Annotated in this window: 15 protein-coding genes; 7 read left to right on the top strand and 8 right to left on the bottom strand. The window is 37.9% G+C overall.

What is annotated here, in order from left to right:
* Nucleotides 1–112 precede the first annotated feature (112 nt).
* From tpiA to BUA60_RS13950, 3 genes are all read right to left on the bottom strand, one after another.
* On the bottom strand, nucleotides 113–868 hold the full coding sequence (tpiA, locus tag BUA60_RS13960; RefSeq protein ID WP_072862632.1) for a triose-phosphate isomerase: 756 nt from the start codon (nucleotides 866–868) through the stop codon (nucleotides 113–115).
* Nucleotides 869–944: 76 nt separating this feature from the next.
* Nucleotides 945–2,042, bottom strand: coding sequence for a BT_3928 family protein (locus BUA60_RS13955; RefSeq protein WP_072862630.1), 1,098 nt, complete (start codon nucleotides 2,040–2,042; stop codon nucleotides 945–947).
* Between the two features lie 80 nt (nucleotides 2,043–2,122).
* Nucleotides 2,123–2,671 carry a DUF1599 domain-containing protein gene (locus BUA60_RS13950; protein WP_072862628.1) on the bottom strand — a complete coding sequence of 183 codons (549 nt, stop codon included), beginning with the start codon at nucleotides 2,669–2,671 and terminating at the stop codon, nucleotides 2,123–2,125.
* A gap of 108 nt (nucleotides 2,672–2,779) precedes the next feature.
* Here BUA60_RS13950 and folP point away from each other — a divergent pair, with 108 nt between their 5' ends.
* Nucleotides 2,780–3,616 (top strand): dihydropteroate synthase, encoded by an 837-nt coding sequence (gene folP, locus BUA60_RS13945; protein WP_072862626.1) that lies wholly within the window; start codon nucleotides 2,780–2,782, stop codon nucleotides 3,614–3,616.
* Between the two features lie 113 nt (nucleotides 3,617–3,729).
* Complete coding sequence (locus tag BUA60_RS13940) at nucleotides 3,730–4,515, top strand: diadenylate cyclase (protein ID WP_072862624.1); 786 nt, start codon at nucleotides 3,730–3,732, stop codon at nucleotides 4,513–4,515.
* A gap of 22 nt (nucleotides 4,516–4,537) precedes the next feature.
* Here the strand turns inward: BUA60_RS13940 and BUA60_RS13935 are convergent, their stop codons facing one another.
* Together BUA60_RS13935 and truA are read right to left on the bottom strand one after the other, a co-directional pair.
* The gene (locus BUA60_RS13935) at nucleotides 4,538–6,304 is read right to left on the bottom strand and encodes an ABC transporter ATP-binding protein (RefSeq protein WP_072862622.1); all 1,767 of its coding nucleotides are present in this window, start codon (nucleotides 6,302–6,304) and stop codon (nucleotides 4,538–4,540) included.
* Nucleotides 6,297–7,049 (bottom strand): tRNA pseudouridine(38-40) synthase TruA, encoded by a 753-nt coding sequence (gene truA, locus BUA60_RS13930; RefSeq protein WP_072862620.1) that lies wholly within the window; start codon nucleotides 7,047–7,049, stop codon nucleotides 6,297–6,299. The genes BUA60_RS13935 and truA overlap by 8 nt, the downstream gene beginning before the upstream one ends.
* A gap of 223 nt (nucleotides 7,050–7,272) precedes the next feature.
* Between truA and BUA60_RS13925 the strand changes: the two genes are divergently transcribed.
* Nucleotides 7,273–7,770, top strand: a complete 498-nt coding sequence (locus BUA60_RS13925) for a metallophosphoesterase family protein (RefSeq protein WP_072862618.1) — start codon at nucleotides 7,273–7,275, stop codon at nucleotides 7,768–7,770.
* Nucleotides 7,771–7,944: 174 nt separating this feature from the next.
* On the opposite strand, the gene BUA60_RS13920 is transcribed toward BUA60_RS13925, so the two are convergent.
* The gene (locus tag BUA60_RS13920; RefSeq protein ID WP_072862616.1) at nucleotides 7,945–8,355 is read right to left on the bottom strand and encodes a DUF4293 domain-containing protein; all 411 of its coding nucleotides are present in this window, start codon (nucleotides 8,353–8,355) and stop codon (nucleotides 7,945–7,947) included.
* Nucleotides 8,356–8,552: 197 nt separating this feature from the next.
* Between BUA60_RS13920 and rho the strand changes: the two genes are divergently transcribed.
* From rho to BUA60_RS13900, 4 genes are all read left to right on the top strand, one after another.
* Nucleotides 8,553–10,238, top strand: a complete 1,686-nt coding sequence (gene rho / locus BUA60_RS13915) for a transcription termination factor Rho (protein ID WP_072862614.1) — start codon at nucleotides 8,553–8,555, stop codon at nucleotides 10,236–10,238.
* 237 nt (nucleotides 10,239–10,475) lie between these two features.
* Nucleotides 10,476–11,168, top strand: coding sequence for a hypothetical protein (locus BUA60_RS13910; protein WP_072862612.1), 693 nt, complete (start codon nucleotides 10,476–10,478; stop codon nucleotides 11,166–11,168).
* Nucleotides 11,169–11,199: 31 nt separating this feature from the next.
* Nucleotides 11,200–11,889: a hypothetical protein gene (locus BUA60_RS13905; RefSeq protein WP_072862610.1), complete on the top strand. Its 690-nt coding sequence runs from the start codon at nucleotides 11,200–11,202 to the stop codon at nucleotides 11,887–11,889.
* 599 nt (nucleotides 11,890–12,488) lie between these two features.
* A complete protein-coding gene (locus tag BUA60_RS13900; RefSeq protein ID WP_072862608.1) occupies nucleotides 12,489–13,097 on the top strand; it encodes a nitroreductase family protein in 609 nt (202 codons plus the stop codon).
* Nucleotides 13,098–13,125: 28 nt separating this feature from the next.
* Here BUA60_RS13900 and BUA60_RS13895 read toward each other — a convergent pair whose 3' ends face one another.
* Nucleotides 13,126–14,487 carry an NAD-dependent succinate-semialdehyde dehydrogenase gene (locus BUA60_RS13895; protein WP_072862606.1) on the bottom strand — a complete coding sequence of 454 codons (1,362 nt, stop codon included), beginning with the start codon at nucleotides 14,485–14,487 and terminating at the stop codon, nucleotides 13,126–13,128.
* A 93-nt stretch (nucleotides 14,488–14,580) separates the two neighbouring features.
* Nucleotides 14,581–15,864 carry a DUF2254 domain-containing protein gene (locus BUA60_RS13890; protein WP_072862604.1) on the bottom strand — a complete coding sequence of 428 codons (1,284 nt, stop codon included), beginning with the start codon at nucleotides 15,862–15,864 and terminating at the stop codon, nucleotides 14,581–14,583.
* Nucleotides 15,865–16,206: the final 342 nt, after the last annotated feature.

Below are 16,206 nucleotides of genomic sequence, written 5' to 3'. Positions count from 1 at the left end.
ACAGTAAAAGGACCCGTTGAAACTTCAACGGGCCTTTTATATTATTTTGTTGCACCCAAACTTTGGAAATAGTGAATTTCAGCTGGGTTGAATCCAAATATTAATCTTTAGATTAATATGCAATTGCTTTAATTATGGCAATAAAATCGTCCGCCACCAATGAAGCGCCCCCTATTAAACCTCCATCTACATCTGGCTTGGAAAAAATCTCGACAGCATTATTAGGTTTAACACTACCTCCATATAGTATGGAAACATTGTTTGCTATAACCGCATCATAAGCATTGGTAATAGTCTTACGGATAAAAGCGTGCATTTCCTGCGCCTGTTCTGGTGAAGCGGTTTCTCCGGTACCAATGGCCCAAACTGGTTCATAGGCCAGAATAATTTTACTCCAGGCCGAGGCATCCAAGGAAAATAAAGCATTTTTCAGTTGGCTTTCAACAACTTTAAAATGGTTACCAGACTTACGGTCCTCCAACTCTTCCCCAAAACAAAACATTACCCTCATGTTTTTTGCAAGGGCAGCGACTACCTTCTTGGCTAAAATCTCATCGGTCTCCCCAAAATAAGCCCTCCGCTCGGAATGACCTATAATTACCGTGTTTACCCCGATTCCCAATAGCATACTGGCCGATATTTCACCCGTGTAGGCTCCATTTTCCGCAAAATGCATGTTCTGTGCAATTACCTCAATAGCGGATGATTTTAATTTATCCACTGCAGCGGTCAAATTAACAAATGTAGGTGCCACCATTACTTCTGCCTTGGTATCCGGAAGTTTAGCGGAAAGTTCTGCCAACAAAACTTCTGTTTCCACTAAATTCTTGTTCATTTTCCAATTCCCTGCTACTATTTTACTTCTCATTTTGATTCTAATTTATATTGTTCCCTTTTTATAATTAAGGCTAATTCATCTTTATTTTAAAGGCTTTGCCACAAAATTATTCAAACTTCAAATCCTCCAAGTCATTGTAATGGACCTTCTGAATAATGGTTCCCTTTTCCAAAACCAAAACTCCGGGATTGGAGCGTACAATAGTTTTTAAAGTGGTTTCGTCAGTGAAATAAAAATCAAAACCCAACTGGTATTCCTTTTTCATTTTTTGGGTATAATCCTTTCCTGAGGCGGACATTCCTATAACTTTATAACCGTTCTTCATTGCCTTATCCGTCACTTCCTTTATTTCATTGAAAGTGCGATAATTGCTCTTTGCCAGATCATAAGCTATTACCATAACCAATTTAGGTTCCTGTAACAACGAAGCTGCCATATCCTCACCATCCATTTCAATAGTGAAATCATGGATAGGAGGTTCGTATCCTTTTTGAATTTCCTTGGTTTCCACCCCAATAAACTCCCCATCCACAGCAGGATAATCCCCATTGGTAACCACTATCTTTTCCTCACCATCCACATTAAATTTCCAACTGTAATCAAAAATGGCAACAGGGGCGTCCTCCGGAACGCTCATACCTTCCTCAATATTGGCCCCAATCTTATAAGGCCTGAAATCCAAAGCCGGTAAATGATTAAGCACATAATATGCAAAGATAGCACTAACCAATAAACTAATCCCTACAATAAGTCTTTTGGAACTATCACCAAAAGGTGATCCAATATATTTTGGCTTTAAAAAAAGTATAACAATAAGCACTAATAAAACCACATCCTTGGTAAAAGATTCCCAAGGTGTTAATTTTATAGCATCCCCAAAACAACCGCAATCGGTAACCTTGTTAAAATATGCGGAATAAAAGGTAAGAAAAGTAAAGAAAATGATCATCAAAAGTAGGCTCCACACGGTAATTCTAGCTCTGAAACCTATCAATAGCATAACCCCCAACAATACCTCCAGAATTACCACAAAAATAGAAATCCCCAAAGCATAGGGCATCAAAAAACCCAAATCCAATACTCCTGGACTAAAGTATTCCTCCAACTTAAAGGAAAACCCAACCGGGTCGTTCAATTTAATAAATCCGCTGATAATAAATAAAACGCCGACAATTAAACGGCTCAAAGTCACTATATACTTCATATTCTAATACGATTCCGATTTTTATAAATTACTAGATATTATTAATTATCAGCCTTTTTAGCCAAGGTTAAATATGGAATTTAGGATGTTGTTTTTTCTCCGAGATGTATCATTGCAAATACGGCATAGTTGATCATATCCTGATAGTTGGCGTCTATCCCTTCACTGACCAATGTTTTCCCTTTATTGTCCTCTATTTGCTTAACGCGCAACAACTTCTGCAATATTAAATCTGTAAGGGAACTCACTCTCATCTCCCTCCAGGCTTCCCCATAATCGTGGTTCTTGTTTTCCATTAAGGTCTTTGTAATGGCAATGTGCTTATCAAATAAGGCAACAGCTTCCTCAGCGGAAAGATCTGGTTGATCAACTATTCCTTTTTCGATTTGAATCAAGGCCATAATGGAATAATTAATAATTCCGATAAATTCAGAAATCTCATCTTCATCCACCTTTCGCACTTCATTCTCCTGTAAACTTCTAATGCGTTGCGCCTTGATATAAATTTGATCTGTAAGGGAGGGTAGCCTTAAAATTCGCCATGCACTACCGTAATCTTGCATCTTTTTCAGGAAAAGGTCCCTACAAACTTTAATAACGGCATTGTATTGCTCGGAAGTATTATGCATTTAATCTTTCTAATTTGTGTAAATTTCGCTTAAAATTTTAAACTATTCAAAAATCGAGATTTAAACTTAACTACCAAAAGTTTTACTCCCCTTTATCATATAAATAACATGACCATTAATTGCAAAGGAAGCTTATTGGACTTAAACACTCCCAGAGTAATGGGAATAATCAACATTACTCCCGACTCGTTCTATGATGGTGGTAAATACAAAGACGAAACCGAGATTATTGCCCAGGTAGAAACTATGTTGGCTAATGGGGCAAGTTTCATAGATATTGGCGCTTATAGTTCCAGGCCAGGTGCCGATCATGTAGATGAAAGAGAGGAGCTGGCTCGAATTACCACTATAGTAAAAGTTTTGGTAAAGACGTTCCCGGACATAATTATTTCCATTGACACCTTTAGAAGTAGGGTTGCCGATGAATGCCTAGCCCTTGGCGCGGCAATAATCAACGATATTTCCGCCGGCAATTTGGATCCAAAAATATTGGAAATAGTTGGGAAGCACCAAGCACCCTACATTATGATGCATATGAAAGGTACTCCCGGAACTATGCAGGGCATGAGCAATTACGAAAACCTTTTGGGGGAAATACTCTTTTATTTTTCGGAAAAAGTAGCCTTGGCCAGGGCAGCAGGTATTAAGGACATCATTATTGATCCCGGTTTTGGATTTGCAAAATCCTTGGAACAGAACTATGAAATTCTCAAAAAATTTAACCTACTACACACCATGGACCTACCTGTTTTAACAGGAATTAGCAGAAAATCCATGATTTACAGACTACTCCAAACCAGTCCGGAACAAGCTTTGAACGGCAGTACGGCCCTACATATGTACGCGCTTACCAAAGGAACCAAAATATTAAGGGTACACGATGTTAAGGAGGCAATGGAATGTATTAAATTGTTTAATGCCATTAATGGCTCCGAGGAACATTAATGACCAATTTTTATTCTCAACTCATAAAAAATTGTTCAAAAAAGAGCCAAAACATTTTTTCGAATTTAATTTGAGGTTATAGCTTATTTCCTATTTTTACAAAAACCACAGGATTGGATTTTTTAAACTTCTTAGATTTTAGTGTTACAGATATTATAGACATCTTTTTGGTGGCTGTACTAATGTATTATGTCTACCAATTAGTCCGTGGAACCGTAGCCATTAATATATTTATTGGTATCGTTATTGTTTGGGCTTTTTGGAAGTTGACCGAAGTTTTGGATATGAAAATGATAAGCAGCATGGTCGGTGGTTTTATGCAAGTGGGACTAATAGCCCTTATCATTGTTTTCCAACAGGAAATTAGAAAATTTCTGTTAATGGTGGGCTCTACCAATTTGGCCTCCAAACGCAATTTTTTAAAACACTTTAAATTTCTTAAGGAAGACGGACTTACCATAGGGACCAATGTAGATGCAATTGTTGCAGCATGCGAAAAAATGGGAAGTACCAAAACCGGTGCCCTGATCATAATTGCCAGAAATAATTCCTTGGACTTTGTTAAGACTACCGGTGATAAAATGTATATTGAAATTACCCAGCCCATTCTGGAAAGTATATTTTATAAGAATAGCCCCTTACATGACGGTGCGGTGGTTATAGAGGATAATTTTATAGTGGCTACCCGGGTAATCCTCCCCGTTTCCAATGAACGCTCCATTCCTTTGCGGTTTGGACTAAGACATAGGGCAGCCGTTGGCATAACAGAAAAAACAGATTCCCTGGCCATTATAGTCAGTGAGGAAACGGGCCTTATATCCTATATAAAGAACGGAGAATTTGTATTGTTCAAGGATTTGGAAGAACTTTCCAGTTTAATAAAATCGGACCTACTTTAATTGCATAACCTTAAGTGCAATCCTAGGCTACCTCTTCGGCCAAGAATTGGGCTTCATATAAATTTTGATAATACCCTTTTTGCTTCAAGAGTTCTTTATGGGTTCCGGTCTCTACTATTAAGCCGTCCTGCATTACCAATATTTTATCGGCCTTCTTAATAGTTGCCAAACGATGGGCAATTATTATGGAAGTACGCCCTTCGGTAATCTTTTCCGTTGCAAGTTGTATCAACTGTTCGGAATAGGTATCTACCGAAGAGGTAGCCTCATCCAAAACCAAAATACTGGGATTGCTTACATAGGCCCGTAAAAAGGCTATCAATTGTCGTTGGCCACTAGAAAGCATAGTTCCCCTTTCCTTTATATTGTAGGTATACCCCCCTGGCAGACTAGAAATAAACTCATGCACGCCAATCTGCTTGGCAGCCTCTTCCATATCCGCGATGGTGATGTCATCATTCTTTAGGGAAATATTATTGGCAATTGTATCGGCAAAGAGAAATACATCCTGCAAAACCACGGCAATTTTAGATCTCAAGGAAGTCAATTTATAATCCTTTATATTGACACCATCGATCAAAATAGCTCCGGAATTAATTTCGTAGAAGCGATTGAGCAAGTTAATTATGGTAGATTTTCCAGCTCCTGTGGCCCCTACTATGGCAATGGTCTCTCCCGCTTTTACCTTAAAGGAAATTCCGTGCAACACTTCTTCATTTTCCAGATAACCGAAGCGGACATTTTGAAACTCAATATCACCTTTAACACTTGCTTTTTCTATTGTTCCTGCATCTTGGATATTACTATCGGTATCCAATATTTTAAATACCCTATTCGCCGCAACCATACCCATTTGAAGGGTATTGAACTTATCTGCAATTTGACGCAGCGGACGGAATAACATACTCGACAGCAGTATGAACATAAAAATAGTACCATATTCCTCTTGGCTTATATTGGCAACATTCTGCAATCCCCCGTACCAAACTATCAATCCTACGGTAATAGAGGAGACAATTTCAGCGACTGGGAAAAATATAGAGTTGTACCATACCGTTCTTAACCAGGCATTTTGATGTTTCTCATTGATTTCCCTAAATTTTTCCTTTTCTATTTCCTCCCTAGTAAACAACTGTACTATCTTCATTCCGGTAATGCGTTCCTGAACAAAGGAGTTTAGGTTTGAAACCTGGGCCCTAACCTCAATAAAAGCCACCTTCATGGCCTTTTGAAACAGTCGTGTTGCGTATAAAATTATGGGCAATACGGCAAATACGATCAACGACAGTTTCCAATTTGCAACGATCATTACGATGGCCACAACCAACATTTTTAGTAGATCGGACACTATCACAAAAAAACCTTCGCTAAAAATCTCACCTATTCTTTGCATATCCGTCACCGCACGGGTAACCAACAAACCTATGGAGGAATTATCATAATACTTCATCTTAAACCCCATAAGATGGTTAAAAAGTTTTATCCGTATATCCTTTATAACGGATTCCCCCAACCAGTTGGCGTAATAATTAAAATATAGCTGACTTAAAACTTCCCCTAAGAGTACACCTACCATGGCCAAGGTCAAGGTCAATAATTTTTGACCATCCTTGTTGGTAATGGCATTATCAACTACCTCCCCCACCAAAATGGGCGTTAATACTGCAAAACCAGAGAGTAGGATTGCTGCTATGGCAACTCCGTAAAACGTAATTAAATATGGCCTAACATGCCTAAGCAAGCGCTTAAACAATCTATAATCAAATGCTTTCCCCGTATCCTTATCCATTGTGATCAATAATATTTTTTGGATATTTTATCGCTGTCAAATATAATCCTTTTGCAGGTACCGAAACCCCGGCCTGTCCCCTATCCTTACTGGCCAATATATATTCCATGTCCGTCGGGGAAGATTTGCCCAGACCAACATCCAATAGGGTTCCTACGATGGCACGGACCATATTCCTCAAAAATCTATCGGCGGTTATGGTAAAAACCAATTTGCCCCCTTCTTTGGTCCATTGGGCCTTCCTAACATCACAGAGATAAGTTTTTACATCTGTATTGGATTTTGAAAAACATTCAAAATCCTTATGTGCCACTAAAATAGCTGCAGCTTTGTTCATCTGCTCTATATTTAACGGATATTTCACATAATAGGCCCCTTCTACCAAAAAGGGGTTCTTATTTTGAACTATCCAATATTCGTATGTACGCTCGGTAGCATCGAAACGTGCATGTGCCTCCCCTGGAACTTCAAAAATGGAAACAATGGCTATATCTTCCGGAAGATAAGCGTTTAACCTATGAACCAATTCCGCACCTTCAAAAAATGCATCCGAATCAAAATGGGCGTACATTTCCCTGGCATGGACCCCAGCATCTGTCCTCCCCGCCCCTGTCAAGGATACCGTTTCCCGTAAAATTAAGGAAAAAGCATTTTCCAAAACCTCCTGTACGCTTATTGCATTGGGCTGTCTTTGCCAACCGTGATACGACCTGCCCTGATAAGAAAATTGGACGAAATATCTCAAATGAATAAATTAGTTTTGTGGTTGGCAAAGATACTTGTTCTAAGGGAGAAAAACAGGATGCCAAAATGTTTTAATACAATTTTGATATAAAGTATAGCTATGTGCATTAGTCCAGTTCCCTTATGTTTACAACTATAAAATTCCAATGACGGTCCCACGGGTCTATCTAGGTTTCCTAAGTGCCATTTGCTGACATGGCAACAACATAAAACGAATTAAACGAATGAAAAAAATACTCCTTCTTTCCGACACCCATGGACATATGGACGAGAAAATCCTAAAATATGCCAATGAGGCCGACGAAATATGGCATGCAGGGGATATTGGCAATTTAGAGGTAATGGATACATTGTTAAAAATAAAGCCCGTAAAAGGGGTCTATGGAAATATAGATGAAAATAAAATTCAATTGGAATATCCATTGGACAACCGGTTTAAATGCGAGGAAGTAGATGTCTGGATGACCCACATTGGTGGATATCCCAACAAGTATAATGTGCGTATCAGGGAGGAGATCAAAAGGAATCCCCCTAAACTTTTTATATCCGGGCACTCCCATATCCTAAAAGTAATGTGGGACAAAAAGTTAAATCTTTTGCATATGAACCCTGGAGCTTGTGGAATACATGGATTTCATCAAATACGCACTATGTTGCGATTTAAGATAGACAAGGAGAATATTAAGGATTTGGAAATCATAGAGCTTGGCAAGAGGGGATGATTCCCATGGGCCTATAAGATATTAAAGTATAAACCACAATATCCGGATAAAAAAGCGGGATTAGTTCAACTAACAGTTTTAAATTCGTTGCAAGGAACTTTTTAAAACCGAGTTTCATTAAAAAACCCGGGCACTACCCCGGGTTCACGCACTAATACTACTAAGATGTTAGGCTTAACGCAATCGATCAACAGATTTTACAAGATCTTCATCCTTTTTTATTGCCCTGTTGGCCAGGACTAAAAAAACGATAGAAAATACAGGAATCAGCATCCCAATACCCTTCTCAGAAACCAAAGTTTCTCCGGATAAGTTTAGTGATCGGTAAACGAAAAATCCTAGTAAAAAAAGATTCAATATCATATTCAATCTGTTCACTACAAATTGATTTTGTCTATTCTTAAATAATACAATCCCCAACAGCCCTAGGACTGCAACGGCATAAAAAGCTATGGAAACAAACACTTCATTTTCGGCAAATATCTCATTTCCCTTGGCATCCGACCATAGATTTACAAAGAACGGCACAACCGCCCCTAATAGTATAACTACGATTAAATAAAGGGTCTGAATTCTTTGAATCATGCTCTGTAATACAATTTAGAGGCAAAAATAAGCGTCTTTTTAAAAATTATCACTCTAATATTGAAAATAATTTGTAATATTGCTACGTTATAAGTCAGATTACTTACCAACAGGGGATTTCATTCCCTTTATTATCCAAAAACAAGAACAACATACACTTCATATTTTCGTAATAAGTATAATTTATTCAAAACTTAATGTTTGAGATTTCAGATTTAAAATCAAAAAAGCTTCCTGAGCTTCAGGAAATAGCCCAAGGCCTAAATGTTGCCAAGTTTAAAACTTTAAAAAAGCTCGATTTGGTCTATCAAATTTTGGATGTACAAGCATCAAATCCAAAAATTGTTCAAGAAAGAACAGATGCAACTACAGAGGAAAGCATCCCTGCCAAGCCTAAAAGGTCCAGAATAATCAAGTCGAAGCCGAAAGAGGCCGGGACAAAAGCCGACGCACCCGGAAAATCGGAGATGAAATCTGTTGCCCCAACAGAAAAATCAAGTACCCCCGAAGAAACCACTACAGCGGTTGAAGATAAAAAAGAGGACACGAAACGTGAAAGAAAGCCCCGCCAACACAATAATCCTGTACAGGCGAAAAAGGAATTTCAAAAAGGTGCATCACAACAAAATACATCCCAACAAAACACCCCGCAATCCAACAAACCACAGCATAAGAAAAATCCACACCATCAAAAAGGCAATGTTGACAAAAACAACAGCAATTTTGATAAGGACCTAAAAAACAAATACAAAGAACCGGAATTTGAGTTCGACAGTATTATAGAAAGTGAAGGTGTCCTTGATATTATGCAGGACGGCTATGGATTTTTAAGGTCTTCGGATTACAATTACCTTTCTTCTCCAGATGATATTTATGTATCCCAGTCCCAAATAAGATTGTTTGGTTTAAAAACTGGAGATACCGTACTTGGAAATGTACGTCCGCCAAAAGAAGGTGAAAAGTATTTCCCACTTATTAAAGTGAACAAGATAAATGGGATAGATCCCCAAATAGTGAGGGATAGGGTGTCTTTTGAACACTTGACCCCTTTATTCCCACAGGAAAAATTTAATCTTGCAGAAAGACAAAGTACCATTTCTACAAGAATTATAGATTTATTCAGTCCAATTGGAAAAGGACAAAGAGGTATGATCGTATCCCAGCCAAAAACTGGTAAGACCATGCTTTTAAAGGATATAGCCAATGGTATTGCTGCCAATCACCCTGAAGTTTACCAAATTATTCTTTTGATCGATGAACGTCCGGAAGAAGTTACGGACATGCAGCGTAATGTTCGTGGTGAGGTTGTTGCCTCTACTTTTGACAAGGAAGCTACGGAACATGTTCGCGTTGCCAATATTGTTTTGGAGAAAGCAAAGCGTTTGGTAGAATGCGGTCATGATGTGGTTATCCTATTGGATTCCATTACCCGTCTTGCCCGTGCTTACAACACGGTACAACCTGCCTCAGGAAAGGTATTGAGTGGAGGTGTCGATGCCAACGCGCTACATAAACCAAAACGGTTCTTTGGAGCTGCACGTAATATTGAAGGCGGTGGTTCCCTAACCATCATTGCAACAGCACTTACCGAAACTGGATCCAAAATGGATGAAGTAATCTTTGAGGAATTTAAAGGAACTGGTAATATGGAATTACAATTGGATAGAAAAATATCCAACCGTAGAATATTCCCAGCCATCGATCTTACTTCATCAAGTACAAGAAGGGACGACCTTCTCTTGGATGAAAACACCATTCAGAGAATGTGGATCATGAGAAAGTATTTGGCCGATATGAATCCGGTAGAGGCAATGGAATTTATTGAACAAAGATTTAGGCAAACCAAGAACAACGAAGAGTTTTTGCTGACAATGAATCAATAAAACAAGTAAGTATAATCCCTGAAATTTTGGGGACAGTCATAAAATCCCATTTAGCTATAGCGCTAAATGGGATTTTTTGTTGTCAATTCTTAAGAAAAAAAATACATTTATTTTTTGCCTGATTTTTTTAGATGTGCAATAATCAGTACTTTAACATATAATTTAACAAGTGTTTTCCCCCAACGCTTACCACTAAATAATTACTTTAATTAACAACTAATTGTAAACATTTAAATTATGAAAAACCTAAAAAGAACCTATGTAAACTTATGCGCAGGAGCCCTTATTGTTTTTGGTTTCACTTCCTGTGAGCAAAAAAAGGAGAAAACACCTGTCACCGAACCTGTTACCGCTGAGATTACCGCCCCTAAGCAGATAGTTAGTGTGGCCCAAGCAAAAACAATGTACGACGCCTACGGAGAACGCCGGGTAGGCCTTATTGAAAAATATGAAAATGAACTTGCTCCGGAGAATAAATTTGATGTAGCCCGTTTTGGTTATTATGACTACAATACCATAAAGGAATACATGAACTATATTGAACAAGAAGCCAAAAAGGCCAATGTTGAAATTTCATCCCTTCGTTTTTATTTTTCCAATTACCCGGATAAGAAGACCTTTGAAGATGGTAGGGAAATAAAGCATCCAAAACAAAATTCATTTTTTATCATCCCAGCCGTAAAGGATAAAAACGATAGGGAATATGGCTTCTACATTAGGGAAGAGGACGATGGCAAAAATGTCCCTGTGTTACTTACTGATAATTTGGAACCAAAAAAAGATGGAGAAATGGATAGGATGCAGTCCCAAGAGAGTAAATCCGAGGCTTCCTTTATACCAACAACACCCCCTGCTCCCTTCTATGCCAAAAATAAAAGCTTGGTGTTAAACGAGGCCAATATGGTTCCGCCTCCGTACCATGAAGATTAACATGACCCATTAACCCCAGATCGAAGCAAAAATGGAAATATTGGATACTATTTTAGAGAATGCCAGTCAACCTCTCTATGCCGTAACCTTATTAATAGCCTTAATTAAATACCCTAAATATTACACTACACCCTTAAAGTATTTTCCCATACTTTTAATGTATACCTTCTTGAATGAATTATTGGGCTATTTTACTAAGAACTATGAGGTATTCCATATTTCCATTTTTTCCGCTTTTGTTAAGCACAATGTTTTTATTTACAATATTTACAACATAGTATTCTTTAGCTATTTCTTCTATGTCTATTGGAGTTATATAGAGAACAAAAAATATAGAAATTATATATTAATGGCCACCATTTTTTATCTGATAGCCTCATTTATAAATCCATTTTTTCTAAACTTTAAGCTAGAATCACAGGTATATAGCTATTTGGCGGGAGCGTTTGCCATTTTGATCTGCATTATTCTCTTTTTCATGGAACACAGGCAAAGCTCGAAAAAATTGGACTATAGGTTTACAGGCATTAAATGGATAAGTATAGGGCTGCTAATATTTTATCTGGGTTATGCCCCAATCAAAGCTTCCAGGTTTTATAATTATACCTATCAATTGAATGAATACGTTCATGTTAGAAGAATCCACTTATCGCTGATAGTATTGATGTATATCAGTTTTATTATCGGATTCCTAAGAATGAAACGCAAATTTTGGATCTAAACTAGGCCCCGATGGATGAACCTGTTGATTCCTTATAGGATTCCCAACTCAAAAATCACCGATTACCTTATCTATCTCACAGTAAAATAAAGAGGGATTTTTTACAGGAGCGATTTTGAATCCTCCCTATCCTTATTAGCTTAAAATAAACTGCAAAAGCCAATTTGGAAAGAATCAAATATTAATGGTTTTGAGTCAATAAATAACACTATAACTTATTATCATTGTTATAATAATTAAGGCCTACACAGTTAAAACTTCCCAGTTGGCATTCCTTTGGGCATGCTACAAATAAACAGATTATAGGCACATTACCCTTTATCAGCGGTAAATACAACCCAGAACAATTAAGAATAAAAAATTCGCATTTACCGCGCTCTATCAATAAGTTTTTATTTAGGCAGGTCAGCTCTGTGTAACGGTCCATTGAATATAATAGAACCTATGATATTAAAACCTAGAGCAGGTCCTGAAACCTGTACAAAGAGCGGCGATTTTAAAATATAAGCTGCTATAGTAGAATCATTTGTTTTGGCAACCAATTTGTTGCAGAAAAAAACCTTTTAATAAAACATTGCTTACAAAAAAAAAAAAAAAACATGACAGCACCGGAACAAATACAATTAGAAAATATAGCGGATTCCGATTATGAAATTTTTGCACTATTAAAACAGCGATATAGTCCCCGGATTTTTAAGGACAAAAAAGTCACTGAACAACATTTGCACCAACTTTTCGAAGCTGTACGTTGGGCTCCAAGTTCCAATAACGAACAGCCTTGGCGATTCCTATATACCGAAAAAGGTTCAGAGGCCTATGAAAAAATTATAGATAACCTTACCGATTCCAATAAATTATGGGCCAAAAATGCCCCTATATTAATGCTTACGGCCTATAAGAAGGAAACGGATAATGGAAATGAAAATTTCCATGCCCTTCATGACTTGGGCATGGGTTTGGGTGCAATGACCGTACAGGCACAGTATATGGGAATAGCCATGCACCATATGGCCGGTTTAGACTACAAAAAAGCCCAGCGCATCTTTAATATCCCAGAAGAGTTTCATATTGTAACGGCAATTGCTCTAGGCTATTACGGAGGGGAACTGGAGGATCTGCCCGAAAAACTTCAGAAAAAAGAAATTAGCGAAAGGCAGCGTATACCACAAAACCAATTCGCTTTTAGGAATAGTTGGGGTACCGAATAAATAGAAATAGTATTATTCAACTTAAATCCTATTTCTTTATATAGACCGTCTTTTTGTTCACAAACTCCAAAATACCTTCCATGGAGAGCTCCCGGCCAAATCCCGATGCTTTTGTTCCTCCAAAAGGTAATCTTGGATCCGATTTTACCATTTCATTGATAAAAAATGCCCCATCGGGTATGTCCCCTATTATTTTCCGTGCAGATTTTATATCCTGGGTGAACAACATGGACCCTAGTCCAAATTTAGAATTTGCCGCCATTACAACTGCTTCCTTTCTATCTTTTGCCTTTATCACAGCTGCCACTGGGCCAAAAAGCTCTTCATCAAAGGCGGGCATACCAAGAACTACAGCGGTAAGCACAGTAGGCTCATAATAAGCTCCGTTCCGCTTATTACCAATCTTAACTTGAGCTCCTTTTTCCAAAGAGTCATTCACCTGTTGCTCCAATGTTTTCGCCAAGTCCTCCCTCGCCATTACCCCGATATCCGTGTGTTTGTCCAACGGATCTCCAGATTTAAGGGTTTGGATTCTTTTGGAAAATTTCATTAGAAACTCATCGTATATGGCCTCGACCACTATGAATCTTTTGGCCGCTATGCAACTTTGACCCGTATTCTGCATTCTGGCCATCACCATGGTATCCAAATATTTATCCAAATCAGCATCTTCCCATACTATACAGGCATTGTTGCCCCCTAGCTCCATAACGCATTTTTTTAAATTCTTTCCTGCCTGGGCTGCAATAGCCCTACCTGCCTTCTCACTTCCAGTAAGGGTGACACCCTGGACAATAGAATTTTCTATGATAGATTCGAGCTGCTGATGGTCTGCCAAAATAAACTGAAAACTACCCTCTGGATACCCAGCCATAAGAAATAACTCCTGCAGGGCCAAGGCACAACCGGGAACATTACTTGCATGCTTTAATATTACAGTATTGCCGGCAGTGAGCGTAGGTGCCGCAAAGCGTATAACCTGCCAAAAAGGAAAGTTCCAAGGCATAACGGCCAATACACAACCAAGAGGGTCATAACTTATAAAACTTTCATCGGCCTCCGTTTCTATGAGATCATCCGAAAGGAACCCAACGGCATTCTTGGCATAAAAATCACAGGCCCATGCGCATTTCTCAACTTCGGCAATACCCTGATTTATAGGTTTCCCCATTTCCTTGGACATTAACTGGGCATAGGACTTTTTGTTTTTCATCAAGGTCTTGGCCAGTTTTTTTAACAGACCTGCCCTATGTTCCACACTTTCAGTTTTCCAACTTTCAAAGGCAAGTTCGGCCTTTTCCAACACCCTCTTTATATCACTATCGGAAAACATTCTATACTTTTCCAAAGGTTTTCCGTTATATGGGTTTATAGACTCTATATATTCCATGCGACTTATTTTTTATTCTGTTTATAAAAGGTTTGTATAAATGGTCTGCGCAATACATTTAACTGTTTATAGTTTTGCTCTTTTGTAACTGTGCTATTCAAACATTGCCAGAATTTTTTCGCGATCAAATTTATTATCAATATTACCCTCCACATCAATTTTCAAGGCTTCCAATTCCTTTTTTACATCTTCTTTATTTTCCTTTGAAACCATTGCATCCCGCGATATAAATTTTAAGGCCCCAAGTAACGCAATAACCACTGAACTATCTTTTTTTGCATACAACCTGATAGGCTGAATAATGATCTGCATCAATTCCTTGGCCGTAGCGTTATTTCTGACTATGATAATATTGCCGTCCCTTAAGGAATTGGATGTCTTGGGCGGAAACCTCAAAATTTTCACAAATAATGGTGCCAATCTATTAATGGCATCAATGGCAGTCCCGGGATCGTTAATCCCCGGTGACATGGCCTTGACCGCTATTTCCATCAATTTAATAAATCCATCTATTCCCTCGTTCTGATCACTTCTGTTACTGGAAATATTTATACACAACAATAGGTTCTTCAAATCCTCGTCCGTAAGCGAATTCTGGGTCCTTATCATTGGCATTCCTTCCCATATATGACATCCAACGAATGGCAGAATTTCAAATTGATGAGCGTTATCAACCAAGGAATCGCTTAACAAAGAGTCGTCAAACCCTCTATAATAGCCCGACTTATGCGAATAAATGGTTTCAAAATCATCCATCCTAAATTCTTGCAAACCGACCTTTAACGTACTGGAATCTTCAAAGTCCTTATCCAAATATTTTGAACTTGATCTGAATATAGTATCAATAATGTTTTGAATTTGAATGGAGACTGAAATGCTATGGATAAAATATACAAACAATCCAGTACAAAACACTCCTGAAATTGCCGCCAACATGGTTGGAAACCCCACCGAATGGGTCTCAATATCATTGGCTCCAAGAACTATGAGAATTATTATACAATACAACAATGTACCTATATATACCCCCAGGATTAATTGATGTCTTTTATTGGAGACAAGACTTGGCAATAACCTTGGAGAAAAATTGGAAGACGCTTGGCTAAGTACCACCATCACCATGGTAAAACTAAATACCGTTAAAGAAAGAATACCACCGATCAAGGTTGTTAAAATGGCCCTAGCCGTTTCATAATCCTCTATAAATAGATATGGAATCTGTTCTTTTAGCCTTTTGGCCAATTCCAAACTTTCCAGTTCCAGTATTATAAATGCCAATAGACAATATCCGAATGAAATGAGCACAGGATAAAATGCAATGCTCAATAGCACTCTGCGATATAATACCTTGACTATTTTAATAGCTGATTTAAACATGTTGCAATAATATACAAGTTTATTAAAGGTAGTTAATCCCTTTTATAGGAATAGCCCAATACCAATAAATTGTATCGCATACCATTGTAATGGAAAGAATTGAACCAATTAACACAAGTCATCTAATAATGGATTAGCATAAGAGTCAATCTTATTGAGATTACAGCACACATATGTTAAACCACTTTGATAAATTTGATACATAATAAAAAGTAAGAATATTGCCATTAACAATTTGGCAATCTGTAAACCCAATATTTCGGGGGGACATTTGGGTTTAAATGTATTCTTCTTTGAATTACTGTAAACTTCAAGAGTGATTCAATTAAGATGGTTAGGTTG

It is taken from the genome of Arenibacter palladensis, from assembly GCF_900129275.1.
Taxonomy (GTDB): Bacteria; Bacteroidota; Bacteroidia; order Flavobacteriales; family Flavobacteriaceae; genus Arenibacter; species Arenibacter palladensis.
Note: the sequence above shows the minus strand (reverse complement) of the source record. Positions and strands in the feature narration are given on the sequence as shown.

Excerpts from the sequence above, each read along its gene's own strand:
- BUA60_RS13895 (WP_072862606.1), bottom strand. The coding sequence starts at position 14,487 with ATGGAATATATAGAGTCTATAAACCCATATAACGGAAAACCTTTGGAA.
- BUA60_RS13900 (WP_072862608.1), top strand. The coding sequence starts at position 12,489 with ATGACAGCACCGGAACAAATACAATTAGAAAATATAGCGGATTCCGAT.
- tpiA (WP_072862632.1), bottom strand. The coding sequence starts at position 868 with ATGAGAAGTAAAATAGTAGCAGGGAATTGGAAAATGAACAAGAATTTA.
- BUA60_RS13905 (WP_072862610.1), top strand. The coding sequence starts at position 11,200 with ATGGAAATATTGGATACTATTTTAGAGAATGCCAGTCAACCTCTCTAT.
- BUA60_RS13950 (WP_072862628.1), bottom strand. The coding sequence starts at position 2,671 with ATGCATAATACTTCCGAGCAATACAATGCCGTTATTAAAGTTTGTAGG.
- BUA60_RS13890 (WP_072862604.1), bottom strand. The coding sequence starts at position 15,864 with ATGTTTAAATCAGCTATTAAAATAGTCAAGGTATTATATCGCAGAGTG.
- rho (WP_072862614.1), top strand. The coding sequence starts at position 8,553 with ATGTTTGAGATTTCAGATTTAAAATCAAAAAAGCTTCCTGAGCTTCAG.
- BUA60_RS13925 (WP_072862618.1), top strand. The coding sequence starts at position 7,273 with ATGAAAAAAATACTCCTTCTTTCCGACACCCATGGACATATGGACGAG.
- BUA60_RS13920 (WP_072862616.1), bottom strand. The coding sequence starts at position 8,355 with ATGATTCAAAGAATTCAGACCCTTTATTTAATCGTAGTTATACTATTA.
- folP (WP_072862626.1), top strand. The coding sequence starts at position 2,780 with ATGACCATTAATTGCAAAGGAAGCTTATTGGACTTAAACACTCCCAGA.
- BUA60_RS13935 (WP_072862622.1), bottom strand. The coding sequence starts at position 6,304 with ATGGATAAGGATACGGGGAAAGCATTTGATTATAGATTGTTTAAGCGC.
- BUA60_RS13955 (WP_072862630.1), bottom strand. The coding sequence starts at position 2,042 with ATGAAGTATATAGTGACTTTGAGCCGTTTAATTGTCGGCGTTTTATTT.
- BUA60_RS13910 (WP_072862612.1), top strand. The coding sequence starts at position 10,476 with ATGAAAAACCTAAAAAGAACCTATGTAAACTTATGCGCAGGAGCCCTT.